General features: G+C 73.8%; 22 protein-coding genes. 10 read left to right on the forward strand and 12 right to left on the reverse strand.

Annotation, left to right across the window (positions count from 1 at the left end):
- Positions 1–46: 46 nt before the first annotated feature.
- The 3 genes from ACZDYF_RS06185 to ACZDYF_RS06195 form a co-directional block, all read right to left on the reverse strand.
- On the reverse strand, positions 47–328 hold the full coding sequence (locus ACZDYF_RS06185) for a DUF2510 domain-containing protein (protein ID WP_475054768.1): 282 nt from the start codon (positions 326–328) through the stop codon (positions 47–49).
- Between the two features lie 34 nt (positions 329–362).
- On the reverse strand, positions 363–779 hold the full coding sequence (locus tag ACZDYF_RS06190; protein WP_475054771.1) for a hypothetical protein: 417 nt from the start codon (positions 777–779) through the stop codon (positions 363–365).
- 171 nt (positions 780–950) lie between these two features.
- The gene (locus ACZDYF_RS06195; protein WP_475054774.1) at positions 951–1,901 is read right to left on the reverse strand and encodes an alpha/beta fold hydrolase; all 951 of its coding nucleotides are present in this window, start codon (positions 1,899–1,901) and stop codon (positions 951–953) included.
- A gap of 169 nt (positions 1,902–2,070) precedes the next feature.
- Between ACZDYF_RS06195 and ACZDYF_RS06200 the strand changes: the two genes are divergently transcribed.
- The gene (locus ACZDYF_RS06200; protein WP_475054777.1) at positions 2,071–3,249 is read left to right on the forward strand and encodes a sensor histidine kinase; all 1,179 of its coding nucleotides are present in this window, start codon (positions 2,071–2,073) and stop codon (positions 3,247–3,249) included.
- On the forward strand, positions 3,246–3,914 hold the full coding sequence (locus tag ACZDYF_RS06205) for a response regulator transcription factor (protein WP_475054781.1): 669 nt from the start codon (positions 3,246–3,248) through the stop codon (positions 3,912–3,914). Before ACZDYF_RS06200 ends, ACZDYF_RS06205 begins: the two co-directional genes overlap by 4 nt.
- A gap of 30 nt (positions 3,915–3,944) precedes the next feature.
- On the opposite strand, the gene ACZDYF_RS06210 is transcribed toward ACZDYF_RS06205, so the two are convergent.
- Entirely contained in the window at positions 3,945–4,547 is a 603-nt protein-coding gene (locus tag ACZDYF_RS06210; RefSeq protein ID WP_475054784.1) for a histidine phosphatase family protein, read from the reverse strand.
- A complete protein-coding gene (locus tag ACZDYF_RS06215; RefSeq protein WP_475054787.1) occupies positions 4,544–5,776 on the reverse strand; it encodes a PEP/pyruvate-binding domain-containing protein in 1,233 nt (410 codons plus the stop codon). The genes ACZDYF_RS06210 and ACZDYF_RS06215 overlap by 4 nt, the downstream gene beginning before the upstream one ends.
- Before the next feature lie 57 nt (positions 5,777–5,833).
- Here ACZDYF_RS06215 and ACZDYF_RS06220 point away from each other — a divergent pair, with 57 nt between their 5' ends.
- The 5 genes from ACZDYF_RS06220 to ACZDYF_RS06240 all read left to right on the forward strand — a co-directional run bounded on the left by ACZDYF_RS06220 (position 5,834) and on the right by ACZDYF_RS06240 (position 8,864).
- A complete protein-coding gene (locus ACZDYF_RS06220) occupies positions 5,834–6,265 on the forward strand; it encodes a DNA-binding protein (protein WP_475054790.1) in 432 nt (143 codons plus the stop codon).
- A complete protein-coding gene (locus ACZDYF_RS06225) occupies positions 6,262–6,897 on the forward strand; it encodes a transcriptional regulator (RefSeq protein WP_475054793.1) in 636 nt (211 codons plus the stop codon). Before ACZDYF_RS06220 ends, ACZDYF_RS06225 begins: the two co-directional genes overlap by 4 nt.
- A gap of 65 nt (positions 6,898–6,962) precedes the next feature.
- Positions 6,963–7,415 carry a hypothetical protein gene (locus ACZDYF_RS06230; RefSeq protein WP_475054795.1) on the forward strand — a complete coding sequence of 151 codons (453 nt, stop codon included), beginning with the start codon at positions 6,963–6,965 and terminating at the stop codon, positions 7,413–7,415.
- Between the two features lie 81 nt (positions 7,416–7,496).
- Positions 7,497–8,183, forward strand: a complete 687-nt coding sequence (locus tag ACZDYF_RS06235) for a DUF6766 family protein (RefSeq protein ID WP_475054797.1) — start codon at positions 7,497–7,499, stop codon at positions 8,181–8,183.
- A 102-nt stretch (positions 8,184–8,285) separates the two neighbouring features.
- Positions 8,286–8,864: a Dps family protein gene (locus ACZDYF_RS06240; protein WP_191790374.1), complete on the forward strand. Its 579-nt coding sequence runs from the start codon at positions 8,286–8,288 to the stop codon at positions 8,862–8,864.
- Between the two features lie 72 nt (positions 8,865–8,936).
- On the opposite strand, the gene helR is transcribed toward ACZDYF_RS06240, so the two are convergent.
- The 5 genes from helR to kynA form a co-directional block, all read right to left on the reverse strand.
- Positions 8,937–11,186, reverse strand: a complete 2,250-nt coding sequence (gene helR, locus ACZDYF_RS06245) for an RNA polymerase recycling motor ATPase HelR (RefSeq protein WP_475054799.1) — start codon at positions 11,184–11,186, stop codon at positions 8,937–8,939.
- A 179-nt stretch (positions 11,187–11,365) separates the two neighbouring features.
- The gene (locus ACZDYF_RS06250) at positions 11,366–13,753 is read right to left on the reverse strand and encodes an ATP-binding cassette domain-containing protein (protein ID WP_475054800.1); all 2,388 of its coding nucleotides are present in this window, start codon (positions 13,751–13,753) and stop codon (positions 11,366–11,368) included.
- A gap of 137 nt (positions 13,754–13,890) precedes the next feature.
- Entirely contained in the window at positions 13,891–15,210 is a 1,320-nt protein-coding gene (locus tag ACZDYF_RS06255; protein ID WP_475054802.1) for a kynureninase, read from the reverse strand.
- Positions 15,207–16,310 carry an amidohydrolase family protein gene (locus tag ACZDYF_RS06260; RefSeq protein WP_475054804.1) on the reverse strand — a complete coding sequence of 368 codons (1,104 nt, stop codon included), beginning with the start codon at positions 16,308–16,310 and terminating at the stop codon, positions 15,207–15,209. Before ACZDYF_RS06260 ends, ACZDYF_RS06255 begins: the two co-directional genes overlap by 4 nt.
- Entirely contained in the window at positions 16,307–17,170 is an 864-nt protein-coding gene (kynA, locus tag ACZDYF_RS06265) for a tryptophan 2,3-dioxygenase (protein WP_475054806.1), read from the reverse strand. Before kynA ends, ACZDYF_RS06260 begins: the two co-directional genes overlap by 4 nt.
- Before the next feature lie 81 nt (positions 17,171–17,251).
- Here kynA and ACZDYF_RS06270 point away from each other — a divergent pair, with 81 nt between their 5' ends.
- Both ACZDYF_RS06270 and ACZDYF_RS06275 read left to right on the forward strand, forming a co-directional pair.
- A complete protein-coding gene (locus tag ACZDYF_RS06270; RefSeq protein WP_475054807.1) occupies positions 17,252–17,800 on the forward strand; it encodes a GNAT family N-acetyltransferase in 549 nt (182 codons plus the stop codon).
- A 129-nt stretch (positions 17,801–17,929) separates the two neighbouring features.
- Positions 17,930–19,138 (forward strand): beta-ketoacyl-[acyl-carrier-protein] synthase family protein, encoded by a 1,209-nt coding sequence (locus tag ACZDYF_RS06275; protein WP_475054808.1) that lies wholly within the window; start codon positions 17,930–17,932, stop codon positions 19,136–19,138.
- Positions 19,139–19,159: 21 nt separating this feature from the next.
- On the opposite strand, the gene yidC is transcribed toward ACZDYF_RS06275, so the two are convergent.
- Positions 19,160–20,119: a membrane protein insertase YidC gene (gene yidC, locus ACZDYF_RS06280; protein WP_475054810.1), complete on the reverse strand. Its 960-nt coding sequence runs from the start codon at positions 20,117–20,119 to the stop codon at positions 19,160–19,162.
- 107 nt (positions 20,120–20,226) lie between these two features.
- Positions 20,227–20,604 carry a hypothetical protein gene (locus tag ACZDYF_RS06285; protein ID WP_475054812.1) on the reverse strand — a complete coding sequence of 126 codons (378 nt, stop codon included), beginning with the start codon at positions 20,602–20,604 and terminating at the stop codon, positions 20,227–20,229.
- Between the two features lie 259 nt (positions 20,605–20,863).
- Between ACZDYF_RS06285 and ACZDYF_RS06290 the strand changes: the two genes are divergently transcribed.
- A complete protein-coding gene (locus ACZDYF_RS06290) occupies positions 20,864–22,552 on the forward strand; it encodes an ammonium transporter (protein WP_475054814.1) in 1,689 nt (562 codons plus the stop codon).
- Positions 22,553–22,573 lie beyond the last annotated feature (21 nt).

Consider the following 22,573-nt stretch of genomic DNA (forward strand, 5'->3'; position numbering starts at 1 on the left):
TGTGCTTCGGGATCCGCTGGCCAACGTCTGCCGCTGGCGTGAGGATCTAGGTGCAGTAGTGCGGGGCCTCGCCGCACACGACCCCTTGGACGATGTCGGCGAAGCCTGCGAACACGGCGACGACGACCACGACCATGACCACCATCGCCACCAGGAGCACGATCGCGCCGACGACGATCAGCGCGATCGTGCCCCCGCCCATCGTCCGTGGACGCGCGGGGGGTGGGACCGCACCAGGCTGCCAGTGCTCGGTCCAACGGATTCCGTCGAACCAGCGCACCCGCCGCTGGTCCTGAGGGTCGGGATACCACCCCGGCTGGTACGTCATGCGTCTCCTCCTCGCCACCACGTCATGGAGCTGCTCACGATCGTTCGTCGGTCGCGGGGTCGTCGTCGCCTCGCCGTCGGGCTCGACGCCTGTCCATGATCGCCGAGCCCGTGACGGCCACGAAGACCACGAGGGTCCACAGGGCGAGCATCTGGGCCTCGCCGACCGTGTCGGGCGCCTTGCCCGAGCCCGGCGAGACCAGGACCGCCGGAACGACGAGACCGAACACGACGACGCAGGCGAAGAACGCCACGACGCACGCGCGTCCGAGGAACTCCGCCACGCGGTACAGGCGCTCCCGGTGCGGCGAGGACAGCGTCAGGGCGACCGATCCGGTCGTCCCGACGAGGCAGAGTCCGAGGAGGAAGAGCACCGCGAAGTTCCCCGCCAGGATCTCGTCCCCGCCCCGCCAGACGACGAGAGCTCCGAGGCCCACGCAGACCGTGGTCATCAGCAGGCCTGCCCGGCGCGTCTGCGCCACGGGGGCGAGCGGTCGGCGACCGTCCGCACGTCCGCGTCTCGTTCCCCGTCGGGGCGATCGTCCGTTCACCCGCACACGGTACCGCCCGCTCCGCGAGCATCCCGCGCCGTCGCGCCGCCGCCCAGCAGTCCAGCCCAACCCTCAGCCCGTCGTCAGCGCGCGAGCAGCCTCCCACTCCCGGAACCCGGCCGCGATCTGCGGAGCGTGCGTGTGGTGGAGGTAGTGGGCGCCGGGCACGGGCACCACGGTGCCGTCCTCGACGCTCGCGGCCTGCTCCTCGTGCAGCGCGAGCCACTCCGGGTTGGTCGCGTTGTCGGCCTCGACGAACAGCAGCAGCGGCAGGTCCGCCGGGAACGTCGTGCCGAGCGCGCGCTCGAAGTTCGCGGCGATGTGCGACATCTCGTCGAGGTAGGTGGGGCGCAGGGAGTTCCGGTGGGCGAGCATCGTCATCTGCTCGCGCGCGTGGTCGGAGTACACGGATCCGTCGAGCCCGTCGCCGCCGACCGCGGTGAGGACACGGGCCAGGCCGAGGTTCTTGGCCGCGGCCAGGAGGCCCGTGGGGAACTCCGTGTCCATGTGCGGCTGGCCGGGGACGCTCGTGTCGATCCCGACGAACGCCGTCACCTCGTCGGGGTAGCGCGCGGCGTACTCGATGCCGTAGATCCCGGCGATCGAGTGCCCCATGAGGACGTAGCGGTCGAGGCCGAGCTCTTGGAGCGCCTCGTGGACCTCGGCCACGACGTTCTCCGTGGTCCGCTCGACGTCGGTGCCGTCGCTCAGGCCGTAGCCGAAGGGTTCGACGACGAGGACCCGGTGGTCCTGGGCGAGGTCCGTGACGAGCGGCTCGAAGTCGAGGACGGGCGACGCGGTCCCGAAGCCCGGCAGCAGGACCACGTCCACGGGGCCGCTCCCGGTGACCAGGACGTTCATCTGCCGACCGTCGACCGTCACGGTCTGTCCGTAGGTCTCGATCCGGTCGCGCTCCTGGCTGGTCGCGACCGCGTTCACGACGCTCGTCGTGCCCAGGCCGAGCACCAGCACGGCCCCGACGGCCGCCACGGCCACGAGAGCTCTCTTCGCAGGCTTCTTCACGCGTTCCTCTCCACGGAGCACCCGGTGCGCTCCGCCGTCGGTCCAGCATCGTGGCCCGGCCGACCGCGCGCGTCAGCCCGGCGCGGACACCTGCGTACCGCGATCGCGGTACGCGCACGTCACCCTCGCGGGCGATCCGGCGTCTCGTACCAGCCGAGATACTGGGGGAGTGACGTCACTCCGCTCCGCCGCAGCAGCGGTCCCCGTCGGCGACGTCGTCGCGATCGCCGTCGTCGTTCTCGTCGGTGTCCTGCCGTTCCCCGACGAGGACTTCCGTACGCGGGGCCCGCTCATGCTGGTCGCGCTCGTGCCCGTCGCGATGGTGCCGCTGCGCCGACGACAGCCGATCGCCTCGCTCGGGGTGAGCGTCGTCTGCACCGTCGCGGTGGCGCTCGCGGGCACGATGGCCCCGGGGGCGCTGGTCGCCGTCATGATCACGGCCTTCTCGGTCGCGAACAGGACACGCCGCACGGTCGGGCTCGCGTGCGTGGGCGTGGCCGCGCTCGTCGTGTTCCTCGTGAGCGCCGTCCCGTTCGGCGGCGAGTACTTCGACCCGGGGGCGACGCAGTTCGTGACGCTCGTCGTCCTCGCCGGCGCCATGGGCGACGCGACCAGGTCGCGGCGCGAGGCGCTCGCGGCCGTCACGGAGCGTGCGGAACGTGCGGAGCAGGGTCGCGACGAGGAGGCCCGACGGCGCGTGGTCGAGGAGCGGGTGCGCATCGCCCGCGACCTGCACGACGTCGTCGCGCACCAGATCTCGGTGATCAGCCTGAGCGCTGGCGTGGCGTCCTCGTCGCTCGAGACCCGGCCCGACCGCGCGCGCGAGGCGCTCACGACCATCCGCAGCGCGTCGCGCACGGTCCTCGCGGACATCGGCGGGCTCATGGCCCTCCTGCGCGCGGAGGGCGACGGCGAGCGCCCCGACCTCCACCCGCAGGCCGGGCTCGACCAGCTCGACGCCCTGGTCGCACGGTTCGCCGACGTCGGCCTGGGGGTCGAGGTCCGGCGAGACCCGGGCGGCAGCGTCCTGACCCCGGCGAGCGACCACGTCGCCTACCTCGCCCTCCAGGAGGGACTCACCAACGCCCACAAGCACGGCGCGGGCGACCGGGCCGTCGTGGAGCTCCGTCACCGCGACGGCGTGCTCGCCCTGACCGTGGCGAGCCCCCTGCGCGCGGGGGCCGCCGCGGTCCCCACCAGCGGGCACGGGCTGCGCGGCCTGCGGGAGCGGGTCGCGTCGGTGCGGGGACGGGTCGAGACGTCGCGCGCGGACGGCGAGTTCCGGCTCGACATCGAGCTGCCCGCCGAACCGGCCGCGGTCGCCGCAGCGAGCGAGCCGCGGCGATGATCACCGTGCTCGTCGTCGACGACCAACCGCTGGTGCGCCAGGCCGTGCGCGACATCCTCACCGACAGCGGCGGGATCCAGGTCGTCGGCGAGGCGTCGAACGGCCGGGAGGCCGTCCGCGCCGTCGCTGCCTCAGCCCCCGACGTCGCCCTGATGGACATCCGGATGCCCGAGCTCGACGGGATCGCGGCCACCGAGCAGATCTGCGCCGGCCCCGCGGGCGGCGCAACCCGGGTGCTCGTCCTGACGACGTTCGAGGAGGACGAGTACGTCGTCGCAGCCCTGCGGGCGGGCGCGAGCGGGTTCATCGGGAAGGGGGCCGAGCCCGAGGACATCGTGCGCGCGGTACATACGATCCACCTGGGGGAGGCGCTGCTGTCGTCGGCCGCGACGCAGGCGCTCGTCCAGCGCTTCGTGCACCGGCAGACACCGCGAGCGGACGCGTGGGAGGGCGAGGGGCTCGCCCGCCTCACCGAGCGCGAACGCGAGGTGTTCCTCCTCGTCGCCCGAGGGCTGACGAACCAGGAGATCGCCACCGAGCTCGTGATCTCGACCCACACCGCCAAGACGCACGTCAACCGCATCATGGCGAAGGTCCACGCGCGCGACCGCGCGCACCTGGTGATCCTCGCCTACGAGTCGGGTCTCGTCACCGCGAGATCCTGAGCCTCGGTCGGTGGTCAGCCCTGAGAGTCCTCACGGGCGCAGCCCGCCCGGGAACCCCGTCCAGCGCAGCTCGTCCGGCAGGTGGCTCAGGTCGTTGAACATCACGAGCCCCGGCGGCAGCCCCGGGCGGAGGTCGATCACCGTGAGCGCCGTGTTCGCGCTGTTCAGGCCGAGCCGGCGCTCGGGCGGTGCGCCGAGCGCGTGGCGCACGAGCCAGGCGATCGGGTAGTCGTGCGTGATCAGGACCTCGTGGACATCGACGGTGCCCGGGTCCGGCGGTGCCGCGAAGCGCGCGACCAGCGCGTCGGCGGCCCGGCTACCCGCGGCCGCCTCGACCTCGTCCCAGCCGTCGAAGAACCCCGCCCAGGACTCCGGCGTCTCGGAGCGCGCGGGCACGTACGGCACGTGGTCGACGAGCTCGGCCGCCTCCGCGACCCGCGCGCCCGGCAGGTGTCGCGCGACGACGGCGGCGCTCGCGGCCGCCCGGGGGAGCGGCGAGTGCCAGACGGCGGTCACCGGCACGTGCGCGAGCCGCTCGCCCAGCAGGTCCGACTGGCGGCGCCCCGCGTCGGTCAGCTCACCGAGGGCGTCGGCCGCCCCGTGGCGGGCGAGGTAGAGGTGCCGGGCGCTCATCGGAGCCCTCCTGGTGCGGTCGTGACCGTCCCGGCCTCGCCGTCGACGGTCACGACGCTGCCGTCGACGATGGTCCCGGTGACCCCCACGACTCCCAGGACGGCGGGGATGCGGCGCTCGCGGGCCACGATCGCCGCATGCGACAGCACGCCTCCCGTCTCCGTGACGACCCCCGCAGCGATGCGCAGCAGGGGAGTCCAGGCGGGGTCGGTGAAGGGGCACACGAGGACGTCGCCGGCGCGTACGCGCGGAAAGTCGGCCGGGCCGCGGACGATCCGGGCCGGTCCCGTCGCGACGCCGGAGCTTGCCGCGGTCCCGCGGAGCAGGTTCGCGGCGCCGCGCCGGGGTGCGTCTCCCGAGACGTCGGCAGGAGAAGCCGGGAGCGGAGCCGTGACCGGCCGGGCCTGCACGATCCAGAGCGTGCCGTCGGCGAGCGCCCACTCGACGTCCTGCGGCCCGCCGAGGAGGTCCGCCGCATGCCACCCCAGCCGGGCGAGCCGGGTGGCGGTCACGTCGTCGAGCGTGGGTCGCCGACGGTCGTCCGGGGGCACGTCGCGCGCCACGAGACGACTACCGTCCCGGTCGAGACGCGTCCGCTTGTCGGCGACGACGCGCGAGGACACGCGCACGGCCCCGCGACCGAGGGTCTCGTGCGCCACGACGCGATAGGTGTCGGGCGTGACCGTGCCGCCCGCGACCGAGGGGCCCAGCCCCCACGACGCCTCGATCACGGTCGTGACGCCCGGGTCGTCAGACGCGAACACGACCCCGGAGACCTCGGCGTCGACCAGGCGTTGGACGAGCACGGCCATGGCGGGCTCGTCGGGCGTCGCGCCGTCCTCGCCGCCTGTCTCGCCCCGTGCGTCGAGCCCCGCCCGGTTGTCGACCGCCCGGGGCGAGTGCAGCGAGGCCCAGCAGGCGCGGACGGCGTGCGCGACGTCGTCGGGATCCTGGACCGCGAGCACGCTCTCGTGCTGCCCTGCCGCCGAGGCCCGGGCCGTGTCCTCGCCCGTGGCCGAGGACCGGACCGCGACGGGGGGCGAACCGAGCGCCCGCAGGGCGGGGGCGAGGGCGTCGCGCAGCACGTCGTCGGGGACCGCCGCCCGGTAGGCGTCGAACGGCACCACGAAGCCGTCGGGGACGGGCAGTCCTGCCCGCAGCAGCGCGCCGAGCGCCGTGGCCTTGCCGCCGCACGTCCCGCGCGCGGCCTCCTCCAGTGGGACGAGCACCCGAACCGCCTTCAATAGATCGTTGACAACATTTCGTTGATTGTGCAGGATCGTCGCATGCCACGCAACGACGACACCGCTCCCGAGGTGCAGGACGCCTCGACCGCGCGGGCTGCCCACGCCGCTCGGGCCGACCACGCCCAGGCGCGCCGCGAGCACGACGCCCGCACCCACCTGCTCGCCCAGGGCGCGGACGGGCTCGAGCCCCGGCCGTGGCAGCCCGCGTCCGTGCCGCCGTCGGCCGTGGACCTCGCACGGTTCGCGCTCTGGCGGTCCACCGACCTGCCGCCCGAGCACCTCCTCGACGCCCTCGCGCTGCTGCCCGCCGCGCGCGCCGAGGTCGACGGCCTCGAGAGCGGCCTGCTGTTCACGGCACGCAGCGCAGGCCTGACCTGGGCCCAGATCGCCGACGCGATGGGCTTCAACTCCCCGCAGGCGTGCCAGCAGCACTTCCACCGGCTCACGGCACGGCAGGAGGGCCGCGCGTGACCCAGGACTCCCCGGTCGACCTGCTCGTCCTGCACGCGGTCCGCGTCTGCGGGTTCGCCGACACCGCGACGCTCGCCCGCCGCTTCGACCTCGACCCGGCCGATACCGACGAGCTGCTCGGCGACTTCGAGGCGTACGGATGGGTGCGACGGTCCGCGTTCGCGGACCTGAGCGGCTGGGCGCTGACCGAGGCGGGGAGGGTCGAGGGCGAGCGCCGGCTCACGGCCGAGCTTGCCGCCACGGGCCGGGCCGACGACGTCCGCCACGCCCACCGCGAGTTTCTGCCGCTCAACGCGCGCCTCCAGCGGGCGTGCACCGACTGGCAGCTGCGGCCCGTGCCGGGAGCGCGGCTGGCCCCCAACGACCACGCGGACCCGGCCTGGGACGCTGCGGTGCTCGACGAGCTCACCGCGCTCGACGACGCCCTCGCCCCGCTCGCGCGGTGGCTCGGCGACGTCCTGGTCCGGTTCGGCGGGTACGACGAGCGCTTCTCCACGGCCCTGCGCCGGGCACGCGCGGGGGAGGGCGGCTGGGTCGACGGCACCGACGTCGACTCGTGCCACCGCGTGTGGTTCGAGCTGCACGAGGACCTCGTCGCGACGCTCGGGATCGACCGCGCGACGACCGCGTGAGGTCCTAGCGGAGCATCGTCGCCGTTCGCCGGGCGGAGGGTCGCTCGGGCCGCTACCGTCCGGGTATGTCCGTCCTGTGGGGTGAGGGTCGAGGGCGCGTCGCCCTCGCGGGAGCGACGATGGGCCTCGTGCTCGCCGGGTGCGGCCCGGTCCCGGGCGCCGACGACGCCGTCGCGGTCACCCAGGAGTTCTTCGCGGCGCTGAGCGCCCACGACCCGTCGACGGCGTGCGGTCTGCTCGCCCCCGCGACGCGCGAGTCGTTCGAGCAGGATGCGGCGTCGTCGTGCGACCAGGCGCTGATCGACGGCGAGGCGGGCCTCGTGCTGGGCCCCGTGGCCCGGCGCGTCGAGGAGGCGCCGGGCGACTCGTCCGTCACCGTGGCCGGTCGTCAGGCGCAGGTCCTCCTGGGCGGCGAGGTCACGTTCCTCGCGGTGTCGGGGGACTCGTGGCGCGTCACGGCGACAGGGTGCGTCCCGCGTCCCGACCGCCCCTACGACTGCCTCCTGGACGGGGGCTGACGTGCGCGGCGTCTTCTTCGGGCTCCTGGGCGGGGTCCTCCTCGCTCTCGTGTGGTTCCTCACGGTCGGGCTGCTCGCGCGATGAGCGCGCGCGTGCCGGCGGCGTTGCGGGACAACGGGCTCACGCTCGTGTTCGTCACGATCTTCGTGCTCGCCCTCGCGGGGCAGGCCGTGTTCGGGGTCGCGTTCTACAACCAGGAGCAGGCCTCGGCGGGCCTCGACCCGATCACGCTCGGGCAGTACGTGACGACCTCGGCGTTCGCGGTGGACGTGACCGAGAACTGGCAGTCGGAGTTCCTCCAGTTCCTGCTCTACGTCCTCGCGACCGTGTGGTTCGTGCAGAAGGGCTCCCCGGAGTCCAAGCCCCTTGGCCAGGCCGGGCGGGAGTCCGACGAGGCGCAGCACGTCGCCGAGTTCTCGACGCCGCAGTCCCCGCCGTGGGCACGGGTCCGCGGCTGGCGGCTCGCGCTCTACTCCCGTTCGCTGAGCCTGGTCATGGGGTCGATCTTCGCGCTGAGCTGGCTCGCACAGTCGATCGCGGGCTCGGTGACGTACAACGAGGCCGCGATGCGTGACCTCGAGGACCCCGTCACCTGGGGCCAGTACCTGACCCTGCCCGACTTCTGGGGCCGGACGCTGCAGAACTGGCAGTCCGAGTTCCTCGCGGTGGCGTGCATGGTCGCCTTCTCGATCTACCTGCGCGAGCGCGGGTCACCCGAGTCCAAGCCCGTCGGGACCTCCCACACGGCCACCGGCGTCGAGGGATGAGCGTGACGGCGATCACGACGCCTCGACCTGCGAGCGCACGGCACCCGGGCCACGATGGGGGAAGCGCAAGGCGCTGATGGACCGAGCACCGAGGAGGAATACATGGCTGTCCGCAAGGAGATGCCCGAGTACACCGTCCCGTCGCTGACCCTGAAGGACGGGGGGAAGATCGCCGCGATCCTGCAGAAGCGTCTGCACGCGCTCAACGACCTGGCGCTGACCCTCAAGCACATCCACTGGAACGTCGTGGGACCGCACTTCATCGCCGTCCACGAGATGATCGACCCGCAGGTCGACGCTGTCCGTGCCATGGTCGACGCCACGGCCGAGCGCATCGCCACCCTCGGCGTACCGCCGCGCGGCACGCCGGGCGCGATCGTCGCCGAGCGTACCTGGGAGGACTACAGCCTGGGCCGCGCGTCGACCATCGCCCACCTGGGTGCGCTCGACGAGGTCTACCAGGGAGTCATCGCCGACCACCGCAAGGCGGCCGCCGACACCGAGGAGCTCGACACCGTGACCAACGACCTCCTGGTCGGTCACCTGCACGAGCTCGAGCTCTTCCACTGGTTCGTCCGTGCGCACCTCGAGTCCTCCGGTGGCGAGCTCTCGACCTCGGGGGCGACGACCGAGACCGGTGCGGCCCGCAAGGCGGAGTCCGCAGCCAAGAAGGAAGCCTGACCCGAACGACACCGAGCCCCTCTCCCCGTACGGGGAGAGGGGCTCCGTGCTGTCCGCACGGTGGGCGCGCGCTCAGGCCGACAGCGGCGCGTTCCCGGGGGTGAGGATCACGAGCTGCTGGGTCGCGCGGGTCATCGCGACGTAGCGGTCGACGGCGCCCGCGATGCCGCCGTCGCCCTCGCCGAACGACGCGGGGTCGACCAGGACCACGAGGTCGAACTCGAGCCCCTTCGCGAGCACCGGGGTCAGGGACCGCACGCGCTCGGTCGCCGGGAACGCCGGGGCGCCGACGACGCACGCGACGCCCTGGTGCTCGGCGAGCCACCGGTCGAGGATCGCGTCCAGGTCCTCGGGAGCGCCGTGCAGGACAGGCGCATGGCCGCTGCGGACCGACGTCGGCACGTTGGCGTCCGGCAGCGCGGCCCGGATGACCGGCTCGGCCTCGGCCATGACCTCCTGCGGCGTCCGGTAGTTGATGGTCAACGACGCCACGTCGACCTGCGACAGGCCGACGCCTTCGAGCCGCTCGCGCCAGGACTCGGTGAACCCGTGCCGCGCCTGCGCGCGGTCCCCGACGACCGTGAAGCTGCGCGACGGGCACCGCAGCGCCAGCATCTGCCACTCGGCGTCCGTGAGCTCCTGCGCCTCGTCGACCACGACGTGCGCGAACGGTCCCGCGAGCCGGTCGGGTGTCACGTCCGGCCAGGACGCGTCGTCGACCAGGGCGTCGCGCAGGTCCTGACCACGCAGCATCGACATGACCTGCAGCTCCGAGTCGTCGGTCTCGATGAGGTGGTCGACGACGTTGCTCATCTCCTCACGCTCCGCCGCGACCTGCGCTGCGTGCCGGCGACGGCGGCGCGACGCCTCGGGGTCACCGAGCCGCTGCCGTGCCGCGTCCAGGAGGGGGAGGTCCGAGACCGTCCAGGCCTGCGGCTCGTCGCGCCGCAACGACCGGACCTCGTCCGGCGTGAGCCAGGGCGCGCACATCCTCAGGTAGGCGGGCACGTCCCACAGGTCGCCGACCAGGTCGGTCGGCTCCAGGAGCGGCCAGGCCTTGTTGAGGGTCTTCGCCAGGTCGCGGTGGGTCACCAGGGAGCGGCGCACGAGGTCGAGCGGCAGCCCGTCGTCGCCCTGCCCGTCGCCGAGCCTGTCCATCAGGATCTCGATCAACGCCTCCCAGACCACGTCGCGCGCCTCGTTGTGCGGCGTGCCGGGGTCAGGGGCGTCGAACGCCTCGGCCCAGTCGTCGGCGCCGAGCCGCAGGTCGAGCCACGGGGTCTCGACGGTCGTGCCCGTCCGGGGAGGACGCTCGTACAGCCGCACCGCGGGCTCGATCGCCGCGACCATGCGGGCGGACGCCTTGAGGCGGGCCACGGCCGGCTCTGCCTCGACCGTGGCCTTCGCGCCCTCGGGGACGAGGTCGCGCAGCGTGCACGTCTGCACGCCCTCCTCGCCCAGGCTCGGCAGGACGTCCTCGACGTAGTCGAGGTACGGCTGGTGCGGCCCGACGACGAGCACCCCGCCCCGGTGCTGTCCGACGTGCGGGTCGGCGTACAGCAGGTACGCCGCGCGGTGCAGGGCCACGACGGTCTTGCCCGTGCCCGGCCCGCCGTCGACCACGAGGGCGCCGTCCGAACCCGCACGGATGATGGCGTCCTGGTCGGCCTGGATGGTGCCCAGCACGTCGCGCATCCGCGGGGTCCGCTCGGCTCCCAGGCTCGCGATGAAGGCCGACTGGTCGTCGAGGGTCACGTGGGACGCGAGGCCCGCGGCCGTGCCGTCCGTCGTGAAGACCTCGTCCCAGTAGTCGCTGATGCGCCCCTGCTTCCAGCGGTACCGGCGGCGGCTGGCGAGCCCCAAGGGGTGCGCGCTCGTCGCGCTGAAGAACGGTGCGGCCGTGGGGGAGCGCCAGTCGACCAGCAGGCGACGACCCGCGCGGTCCGTGAGGCCCAGGCGCCCGACGTACACGGGCTCGGCGCCGTCCTCGGCGACCATGCGGCCCAGGCGCCCGACGTACACGGGCTCGGCGCCGTCCTCGGCGACCATGCGGCCCAGGCACAGGTCCACGCCGTAGCGGCGCAGCGTCCGTAGCCGCGACGACAGGCGGTGGATCTCCTGGTCGCGCTCCAGGGCGAGCGTCCCGCTGCCGCCGGGCGACCTGCGGGCCGCGTCGAGGCGCGCGGACACGTCCCTGGTCGTCTCGTCGAGGCTGGCCGAGATGGCGGCGAAGTGCTGCTCGTCGCGGTCGACGAGGGCCGGGTCGGCCTTGAGGGAGAGGCGGGCAGGGAGGGCGAACACGCTCGTGCTCGAGGGGGTCATGGCTGTGGCTCGTTCCGTCGTTCTGGCCTCGGGCCGACCATCGTGCGCCCCGACGGGGGCCTTGCCGCAAGCCCCCCGGTGCGCTATAGATTGAGAGTGGCGGGAGGTCCGCGGACCTGCCCGCCACTCCCGTGCTCACCGTGTGCGCTCACCCGGAGCGCCCACCCGTCCCGCGGTCGTCAGCCGCCCACGTACGCCGCGAGGTGCTCGCCCGTGAGGGTCGAGCGGTCCGCGACGAGGTCCGCGGGGGTGCCCTCGAAGACGATGCGACCACCGTCGTGCCCGGCGCCCGGACCGAGGTCGATGATCCAGTCCGCGTGCGCCATGACGGCCTGGTGGTGCTCGATCACGATGACCGACCGGCCCGCCTCGACGAGCCGGTCGAGGAGCCCGAGGAGCTGTTCGACGTCGGCCAGGTGCAGGCCCGTGGTCGGCTCGTCGAGGACGTAGACGTCGCCCTTGGCGCCCATCTGCGTCGCGAGCTTGATGCGCTGGCGCTCACCGCCGGACAGCGTCGTGAGGGGCTGGCCCAAGCTCAGGTATCCGAGTCCGACGTCGACCAGCCGGCTCAGGATCGAGTGGGCCGCGGGGATGCGCCCGTCGCCGTCGGCGAAGAACTTCTCGGCGTCCGTCACGGACATCGCGAGCACCTCGGCGATGTTGCGCCCGCCGAGCGTGTACTCGAGCACGGCCGCCTGGAACCGCTTGCCGCCGCACTCCTCGCACGTGGTCTCGACCGTGGCCATGACGCCCAGGTCGGTGTAGATGACGCCCGCGCCGTTGCAGACCGGGCAGGCGCCCTCGGAGTTGGCGCTGAACAGCGCGGGCTTGACCCCGTTGGCCTTGGCGAACGCCTTGCGGATCGGGTCGAGGAGGCCCGTGTACGTGGCGGGGTTGCTGCGCCGCGAGCCGCGGATCGCGCTCTGGTCGATCACCACGACGCCCTCGCGCCCCGCGACGGACCCGTGGATGAGCGAGCTCTTGCCGGACCCGGCGACGCCCGTCACGACGCACAGCACGCCGAGCGGCACGTCGACGTCGACGTCGCGCAGGTTGTGCTCGCTCGCCCCCCGGATCTCGAGCTGCCCGCTCGGGGGGCGCACGGCCTCCTTGAGCGTCGCGCGGTCGTCGAGGTGGCGGCCCGTGGTGGTGTCGGAGGCTCGGAGGCCGTCGAGCGTGCCCTCGAAGACGATCTCGCCGCCCGCGGTGCCCGCGCCCGGGCCCAGGTCCACGACGTGGTCCGCGATCGCGATGGCCTCGGGCTTGTGCTCGACGACGAGGACCGTGTTGCCCTTGTCCCGGAGCTGGAGCAGCAGGGAGTTCATGCGCTCGATGTCGTGCGGGTGCAGGCCGATGGTCGGCTCGTCGAAGACGTACGTGACGTCGGTGAGCGAGGAGCCGAGGTGCCGGATCATCTTGGTGCGCTGGGCCTCGCCGCCGGACAGGGTCCCCGACGGTCGATCGAGCGAGAGGTACCCCAGCCCGATCTCGGCGAACGAGTCGAGCAGGTGCTGCAGGCCCTTGAGCAGCGGGGCCATCGACGGCTCGTCGAGGCCGCGGACCCACTCCGCGAGGTCGGTGATCTGCATCTGGCACGCGTCGGCGATGCTCTTGCCCGCGATCTTCGACGACCGCGCCTCGGGGTTCAGGCGGGTCCCGTGGCACTCGGGGCAGGTCTGGAACGTCACGGCCTTCTCGACGAAGGCCCTGATGTGGGGCTGCATCGCGTCGACGTCCTTGGACAGGAAGGACTTCTGGATCTTGGGGATCAGGCCCTCGAACGTGACGTTGATGCCGTCGACCTTGATCTTGGTCGGCTCCTTGTAGAGCAGGTCGTGCAGCTCGCGCTTGGTGAACGTGCTGATCGGCTTGGTCGCGTCGAAGAACCCGGAGCCGCGGTAGATGCGCCCGTACCAACCGTCCATCGAGTAGCCGGGGATCGTGAGCGCGCCCTCGTCGAGGGACTTGCTGTCGTCGTAGAGCGCGGTCAGGTCGAAGTCGTTGACGTTGCCCATGCCCTCGCAGCGCGGGCACATGCCGCCGAGCTGGTGGAACGTCGCCTTCTCGGCCTGCGTCTTGCCACCCCGCTCGATCGTGATCGCGCCGCTGCCGGACACCGAGGGCACGTTGAACGAGTACGCCTGGGGCGAGCCGATCTGCGGCTGCCCGAGGCGGCTGAACAGTATGCGCAGCATCGCGTTCGCGTCCGTGACGGTCCCGACCGTCGAGCGCGGGTTGGCCCCCATGCGCTCCTGGTCGACGATGATGGCCGTCGTGAGACCCTCGAGATGGTCGACCTCGGGCCGCGAGAGCGAGGGCATGAAGCCCTGCAGGAACGCGCTGTACGTCTCGTTGATCATGCGCTGCGACTCGGCCGCGATCGTGCCGAACACCAGGGAGCTCTTGCCCGAGCCCGAGACACCGGTGAAGACGGTGAGCCGGCGCTTGGGGATCTCGACGCTGACGTCCTTGAGGTTGTTCTCGCGTGCGCCCTGCACGCGGATCATGTCGTGGCTGTCGGCAAGGGGCAGTGCGGACGACTCGTCCGTCCTCGTGACCGTGCTCATGGTCTCTCCATCTGTCGGGTCGGCAGGCACGCGAGAACCTGCGGCCGGGCATGTCGTCTCTCGTCCGCCCCAGCCTAGGTCCAGGCACCGACGCGGCGAGGGGGGCGCGACGCCGCGTGCGCCGGGCGGTGCGTGGCTCAGCCCGACGGCGCCACGTCCGCGGGAGCGTCGGCAGGCCCAGGCGAGGGTTCCTCGAGGAGGGCTGCGCGGATCGCCTCGACCCCGACCTGCACCTCGGCGAAGCTCGTCGACAGGGGCGAGAGCCCGAGCCGCAGGCCGTCGGGCCGGCGGAAGTCGGGGATGACCCCCTGCGCCCACAGGCGAGGGATCACGCGTTCGAACGCGGCGTGGTCGATCGTGACGTGGCCCCCGCGCCGGGCCGGGTCGCGGGGCGAGGCCACGCGCACCCCCAGGGGCACCAGGAGCTCGTCCACGAGGTCGAGCGCGAACGTGGTGAGCCGGACCGACTTGTCCCGCACGGCGTCGGCCCCGGCGACGTTCCCCGCCTCGTCGAGCAGGTCGAGCATGTCCTGCATCGCGAGCATCCCGACGACCGCGGGCGTACCGCTCAGGAACCTCCGTACCCCGGTGTGGGGTGCATACTCGGGGCCCATCTCGAACGGCGCGTCGCTGCCCATCCAGCCCTGGATCGGCTGGGTCAGCGCCGACTGGAGCTCTGCGCGCACGTACCCGAACGCGGGCGACCCGGGACCGCCGTTGAGGTACTTGTAGGTGCAGCCCGCCGCGAGGTCCACGTCCCAGGCGTCGAGCGCGACGGGCACGGCCCCCGCGGAGTGGCACAGGTCCCACAGCACGAGCGCCCCGGCGTCGTGGGCGACGCGCGTGATCGTGCCCGCGTCGGCGAGGAACCCGGACCGGTAGGCGACGTGGCTGAGGACCACGAGCGCGGTCTGCGGCCCGACGACGCCCGCGACCTCGTCCCGGGTCACGCCCGCGTCGGGGTCCGGGGAGAGCCAGCGCAGCGTCGCGCCCCGTTCGGCCGCGACGCCCTGGAGCACGAACCGGTCCGTGGGGAAGTTCCCGGTGTCGACCACGATCTCGGTGCGCCCCGGGCGGGCGTCGAGCGCCGCGCGCACGAGCTTGTAGAGGATCACGGTCGTCGAGTCGCCCACGAACGTCTGGCCCGGCGCCGCGCCGAGCACGGTCTGCCCGATCCGGTCGCCGATCGCGAGCGGCAGGTCGTACCAGGACTCGTCCCAGCCGCGGATGAGACGCGAGGCCCACTGCTCGGTCGCGAAGCGCGCGAGCCGCTCGGCGCTCGCGCGCGTGGGACGCCCCAGAGAGTTGCCGTCGAGGTAGGCGACGACGTCGTCGGAGGGCACGAACTCGTCCCGGAACCGGGCGAGCGGGTCGGCGGCGTCGAGCGCTGCGGCGCGCTCGGCAGGACCGGCCGCAGGGGCCGCCGACGGGCGGACGGGCGGAGTGGTGCTGGTCATGGGCGGCCTCCTGGGGACGGGGCGGGCGGGTCGGGTCTGATCAGGGTGCGCGCCGGTGCGCGGCCCAGCAGGTCGTGGGGCGTGAGCACGCCCGCCCGCGCGAGCCACGCGGCGACCTGCTCGGCCGGGGCGCCCGGTTCCGGGCGGTCCCCGGGGACGAGCGTGAGTGCGACCGGTGCCGGACCTGACGTCAGGGCGCACAGCAGGTCCTCCGGTGTCAGCCCGGCGGCGAGCAGCGCCGTCAGCTCTCGCTCGTCGACCCCGACGGGCAGCGGGCCGTTGCCCTGGTCCGTCCCGTAGACGACCGTCCCGCCCGCGGCGACGAACCGCGTGAGGTTGTCGAGGGCCACCGCGTACGGGGCTGCCGGGGAGCCCCAGCCGTGGACGTCGAGCGTGCTGACCCAGGTCTGGGAGCGTGCGGCCGCCGTCACCAAGTCGCCCGGCAGCCGCTCGCTGAAGGGGCAGTGCGCGAGCCGGTCCACGCCCGCCACGAGTGCCCGCTCGGCCTGGCCCGCGCCCTCGGTGTGCGCGACCACGGTCACCCCGCGCTCGTGCGCCCGCCCCACGAGCGCGCGGAGGGTCGCGTCGTCGGGCACGGGACCCGCGTCCGCGTGCAGGGCGACCTTGAGGAAGCTCGCCCCCGCGGCGACCTGCCGGTCGACCGCGGCCGCGGCCTGCTCGGGGCCGGCGACCTCCTCGACGGACCCCGGCGGGGCCCACGACCGGTCCGACGGGTAGCCGCCGGGGGCCGTGAGGAACGCCCCGGCGAAGCGGACCTCGGGCAGTGCTGAGGAGGACGCCGAGCGGACCGCGAGCGCCGCGAGGGCCGCCGGGTCGCCGCCCAGGTCGTCGACCGCGGCGAGGCCGCCCTGGCGCAGGGCCCCGGCGTCGACCAGCGCCAGGTGGACGTGGGCGTCGCGGAAGCCGGGCAGCAGGACGCCCTCGAGGCGACGGGTCGGGGCGGGGTCGGTACCCACGCGCGACCGGAAGCCGCCCGGGGTGGCGACGACCGCCGTCGGGCCGGTCCATCCCGTGCCCCGCTCCCAGCGGGCGTCGACCGCGAAGGTGACCGCGGCGCGCTCTTCCGGTCCAGCGCTCACGCCCGGCCGATCTCGGTGCGCACCGCGAACAGCTCGGGGAAGAACGTCAGGTCGAGGGCCTTCTCGAGGAAGCCCACGCCGCTCGACCCGCCCGTGCCGCGCTTGGTCCCGATGATGCGCAGCACGGTCTTCATGTGACGAAAGCGCCAGAGCTGGAAGTTGTCCTCGAGGTCGACGAGCTCCTCGCAGCTCTCGTAGGCGAGCCAGTTGCCCTCGGGGTCGTCGTAGATCGTGCGGAAGGTCTCGACCAGGTCCTGGTCGAGCGTGTAGCCCTGCGTGACGTCGCGCTCGAGCACGCGGGCCGGCACGTCGTGGCCGTGCCGCGCGAGGTAGCGCAGGAACTCGTCGTAGACGCTCGGCTCGTGCAGCAGGCGCTCGAGCTCGGCGCGCGCCGCGGGCTCGGCGTCGAACACCGAGAGCATGCGCGCGTTCTTGTTGCCCAGCAGGAACTCGACCGCGCGGTACTGCCACGACTGGAACCCGGACGCGTGGCCCAGGAACCCGCGGAACTGCGCGTACTCGCTCGGCGTGAGGGTCGCCAGGACCGACCACTGCTCGGTCAGCGTGCGCTGGACGTGCTTGACCCGCGCGATGCGCTTGAGCGCGGACTGGAGGTCGTCGGCCGCGATGAGCGCGCGCGCCGAGACCAGCTCGTGCAGGACCAGCTTGAGCCACAGCTCGGTCGTCTGGTGCTGCACGATGAAGAGCATCTCGTCGTGGTGGGCGGGGTCGCTGACCGGGGCCTGCGCGTCCAGGAGCGTGTCCAGGTGCAGGTACGAGCCGTACGTCATCTGCTCGCGCAGGTCGGTCACGATGTCGGGCTCGAGCGGGCGCTCGCTGCCCGGTGACGGCGTTGTCATCCCCCGAGAGTAGGGGCCGCGGGCGGCGGGTGCCACGAGTCCGGTGCCGGGCGAGCGTGTGCCGCGGGGTACCGTCGCCGGGTGGACAGGCAGACCGGGCGGACCCGCATCTTCCTTCTCGACGACCTCGCGCAGGACCGGGCGTCCCGCGAGGAGATGCTGGGCCGGTTGCGCGGGGTCACGGCCGCACCGGGCCAGGACCGGTTTGTCTCGTCGGCTGCCGAGATCGTGGCCCTCGCCGAGGCGGACCCCGGCCGCCACCTCCTGGTCGTCTCGCGCGGCGACGAGGTCGCAGGGCTCGGCGTCCTGCACCCGGGCGGCGCGCCCACCGAGGTCGTCGCGCTGCTCGACGGGGCCGCGACCGGCGACGTCGTGCTGTTCCGCGGGTTCCTCGTCGACCGGGCGTACCAGGGGCAGGGCGTCGGGACCGCCGTGGCGGCCGCCCTGTCGGCGCTCGCGGCCCGGCTCGCCGAGCGCCTGGGACGCGAGCCGTTCGAGGCCGTCGTGCTGACCGTCAACGAGGAGAACGTCGCCGGGCTGCGTGCCTACGCGCGCGGCGGGTTCGTCGACCGTGGGCGCTACCTCGGCGGTGACGCCGGTCCGCAGCGCGCCATGGCGCACGCGCCCTAGCCACGCCCCGGGGGCCGACGGATAGTCCTCGCCCGTGTGCGGGAAGCAGGTCTGAGACGCGCGTCCTACAGTGCAGGCAGGCACGTGCGGCGACCTGGCCGGGCACGCGTGCACGACCGGGGAGGCACCATGACACGAGCAGTGGTGACAGGTATCGGCGCGGTGACACCGCTGTCGTCGACGGGCCGAGGGACCTGGGAAGCCCTCGTGCGCGGGGACCACGGCGTCCGGGCGATCTCCGACGAGTGGGCACGTGACCTGCCCGTGAGGATCGCTGCGCGCGTCGACGACGCGTTCGCCGAGCCGCTCGGCGTGCGGCTGCTGCGCCGCACCGACCGCGCCGAACAGCTCGCGCTCGTCGCGGGCCGGGAGGCGTGGGCCGACGCCGGGAGCCCGGACGTCGACCCCGAACGTCTGGCCGTGGTGGTCGGTTCGGCGAACGGAGGCATCGCCACGACCCTCGCCCAGAGCCGCCTCTTCGACGCTGACGGGCACCGCCGGGTCTCCCCGCACGCCGTGACCATGCTCATGGCCAACGGCCCCGCCGCCTGGCTCTCGATCGACCTCGGCGCCCGGGCCGGCGCCCGGGCCCCGGTCAGCGCGTGCGCCGCCGGCAGCGAGGCCATCGCCACGGCGCGCGAGATGATCCTCGCGGGGACCGCCGACGTCGTCGTGTGCGGGGGAGTCGAGGCAGGGGTGCAGGCGTTCTCCCTCGCGGCCTTCGCCCAGGCACGCGCCATGTCGACGCGCAACGACGAGCCCGAGCGCGCCTCGCGCCCGTTCGACGCCGCGCGCGACGGTTTCGTCATGGGCGAGGGGGCGGCGGTCGTCGTCCTGGAGTCCGAGGAGCACGCCCGGGCGCGCGGCGCCCACGTCCTGGGCGTGGTCTCGGGGGCCGCGCTCACCTCGGACGCCTACGACATCGTGGGCGGCGACCCCCAGAACCAGGCCCGCACCGTGACGCTCGCGCTGCGCTCGGCCGGGCTGTCGCCCGGCGACCTGGGTCTCGTCCACGCCCACGCGACCTCGACCCTGGTGGGCGACCGCAACGAGGCCGACGCGCTGCGGTCGGCCCTGCCCGACCCGCCGCCCGTGACCTCGACCAAGGGTGCGACCGGTCACCTCCTCGGCGCCTCGGGATCTCTCGGTGTCGTCGTCGCGCTGCTCGCGCTGCGCGACGGCACGGTGCCGCCCACGCTCAACCTCGACACCCCGGACCCCGCGATCGACCTCGACGTGGTGCACGGGACCGCCCGTCCGACGACGGCGCGGCACGCGCTGGTCGACGCGTTCGGGTTCGGCGGTCACAGCGTGAGCGTCGTGGTCTCGCGCGACTGAGGACGTCGGGCGGCCCCGGCATCAGCTCCGGCGGGCCTTCCTCGTCGTGCCGCGACGCGGCTGCCGTCGCTGCCCGCCGACGCGCGCGGGGACAGCGGGTCCGGTGGGCTCACCGGCCGGGACCTCGGCCGCCGCGGGACGGGCCGCCCGCGCCACGTCCTGGTCGCCGTCGCCCGACGGGACGAGGCGACCGACCACGAGCTGCTGCCCGAGCCCCCACAGCGACGACGTCGCCCAGTACAGGACCACGCCCACGGGGAAGCCCACCGCCACGACCGCGGAGACCGCGGGCAGCACGAACGCGAGCATGCCCTGCTGCCGCGCCAGCGGGGTGGTGTCGACCGGGTTGGCGCGAGCGCTCAGCCGCTGGGTCAGGACCTGCGCGGCGTACATCGCGACGATCAGCAGGGCGGGGACCAGGACGCCCGCCAGGACGCCCGTAGGAGCACCGCCCGTGAAGGCCCCGGCCAACGTCCCCGACAAGGGGGCGCCGAGGAGCGTCGCGGCGTCGGCCTCACGGACCAGGTCACCGGTCAGCGCCCCGACGGGCACCTGGCGACCGATCCCCGAGAGCACCGAGTACAGCGCGAACAGGACCGGCGCCTGCACGAGCAGCGGCAGGCAGCCCGCGAGCGGGTTGGCGCCGGTGCGCGCCATGAGCTCCTGCTGCTCGCGGCGGGCCGCGTCGCGGCTCGCCGGGTCGCTCGTGCCCCGGTACTTCTCCTGGATCCGGCGGATCTCGGGAGATGCCTGGCGCATCGCCCGCATGCCCCTGACCTGCACGACCACGAGCGGGAGGAGCACGACCTTGACGATCACGACCAGCCCGACGATCGCGAGGCTCCACGCAGCACCCCCGGCAGGGTCGAGGCCGAGCGCGGTCAGCGCCGAGTGGAGGTGGACGAGGATCCAGGCGACCACCAGCTGGATGGGGTGGACGAGCGCGGAGAGGGCATGGGTGAGGGCATCGACGACGGGCACGGTGGACTCCTGCGGTGGAGGGGAGGGGGAGCATGGAGCTCCCGCGCCAGTTCCGCAGGGACCGGCAGGTGCCCCGGGCCGACGACGGCTCGGGGGAGTGCTGGAGGTCAGGCGGTGCGCGGGAGCGGGCTCGCTCCCGGCGCTCGCGGCTGGGGCCGTCCGGGGGTCGTCGGGCTGTGCTGGCGCACAGGTGCGGGCAGCGGCACGGGCTCGGGGCCGACGGGCACCGCGAGCAGCAGCAGGACCGCGACCGCGACGCACGCGAGCGCGACCCCGAGCGCCCCGGCGGTGGCCGCGAGGGTCGCGGCACCGAGCAGGGAGATCACGCCCCCCAGCGACGACGTACCGAACGACTGCCCGACGGCGAGCGCCAGCACCGCCAGGAGCGGCACCAGGGCCACGGCCCGGGCCGAGGACGTCGCGGTCAGCCGGTCGTAGCGCGCGCGCAGCGAGGTGGCGCCCCGCACGACATGGTCTGCCCGCACGTTCCCCACCTCCTGCGCTCGTCGTCGGTCGCTCGTCCCGCCCAGACTAGCGTGGCGTCCACCCGTTCCGGTGTCGCGCGCGCGGTGCTCGTGCGATGCTCGCAGGACCCGCAGCCCCGACCCGACCGGGGTCCTGCACGTCCCGGGTCCTCGCCCCACGGGGATCCGCATTGCTGTCCTGCGCGCCGCCGCCCGTGCTGACCGACGCGCCCCTGCACCCCGGCGTGCCGACGCGCCCGGGACGTCCTCGGGAGGTCTCATGTCCGAGCTGGTGGTCGACAGCGGCGACACGGTCTGGGTGCTCGTGTCCGCGGCGCTCGTCCTGTTCATGATGCCGGGGCTCGCGCTCTTCTACGCGGGACTGGTCCGACGCGGCAACGTGCTCGCGATCATGCAGCAGAACCTCGTCCCGATCGCCGTCATCACGCTGACGTGGGTCCTGGTGGGCTACAGCATCGCGTTCAGCGACGACATCGGGAACGGCTTCATGGGGGACCTGGGCCTGTTCGGGCTCACGGGCCTCGACACGGCCCCGACCCCCGCTCTGCACGTCGTCGACGGCGACGTCGCCATCCCGACCCTCGCGTTCGTCGCCTTCCAGATGATGTTCGCGATCATCACGCCCGCGCTCCTCACGGGGGCGACGGTGGGGCGCCTGCGGACGGTCGGTTGGGTCGTGACGCTCGCCCTGTGGTCCGTGCTCGTCTACCCGTTCGTCGCGCACTGGCTGTTCAACCCGGACGGCTGGCTCGCGCAGCTCGGGGCGCAGGACTGGGCGGGTGGGATCGTCGTGCACGCCGCGGCCGGGGCCGCGGCGCTCGCGGTCCTCGTCGTGGTCGGGCGTCGGCAGGGGTGGCCCGAGGCGGGGTCGATCCCGCACTCCATCCCGCTCGCCGTGGCCGGCGCGGGCATCCTGTGGTTCGGCTGGTTCGGCTTCAACGGCGGCGGCTCGCTCCAGGGGAACGGGGTGGCGGCCCAGGCCGTCCTCAACACGCACGTCGCGGGGGCCGCGGCCATGGGGGCCTGGCTGCTCATGGAGCGCTGGCGCACGGGCAAGGGCACCGTGATCGGTGCCGTCACGGGCGGCGTCGCGGGGCTCGCGACCATCACCCCCTGCGCGGGATACGTCAGCACGCTGTCCGCGCTCGTGATCGGGGTCGCGGCGGGCGTCGTGTGCACGTTCGCGCTCGGGCTCAAGAAGGTGTGCCGGTTCGACGACGCGCTCGACGTGATCGCGGTGCACTTCGTGGGCGGCATCCTGGGCTCGCTGCTGCTCGGGTTCTTCGGGGAGCGCGCGATCAACGACGCCGGCGCCGACGGTCTCTTCTTCGGCGGGGGGCTCGACCTGCTGGGCGCCCAGGCGCTCGCCCTGGTCGTCGTGGTCGCGTTCTCGTTCGTGGTGACGCTGGTCATCGCGTTCGGGGTCGACCGGACGGCCGGCCTCAAGGTGGCGCCCGGGCAGCAGTTCGGCATGGACGAGGTCGAGCAGGGGGCGAACGCGTACACGCTGGGGCAGGTCTCGGGCCTGTCCGCCACGGGGACGGCGTCGGCCCCGGTCGGGTCCAGCACGGTGGCTCGCGGCGAGCGCGCGGCTTCTGCCGCAGCGGCGGCCGCGACCGCCGCCGGTGAGGTCTCCGGCCCCGCGGCGACCGACGCCGTCGTGCTGTCCGCGACGTTCGACTCGGCGGACCTCGACGCCCTCACGACCGCCCTCGAGGATGCTGGGGCATGGGCCATCCAGGTCTGCGAGGTCAACGAGGTCGTGGCCGACGCCCCGACCCTGCGCTTCCGCGAGTCGACCGAGCGCACCCGCTTCGCGCGCCGCCTGCGCGTCGACCTCTGCGCGGGCCGTGGTGACGTGCCGGCGGTCGTCGCGCTCCTCACACAGCACGCCGTGGGGCTGCGCTCGCCCCTGGTGCTCCCGCTCGTGGCGGCCGCCGGGAGCTGACCCGGGACCGGGGCGGGGGAG

Source organism: Oerskovia sp. PE-21s, from assembly GCF_056158145.1.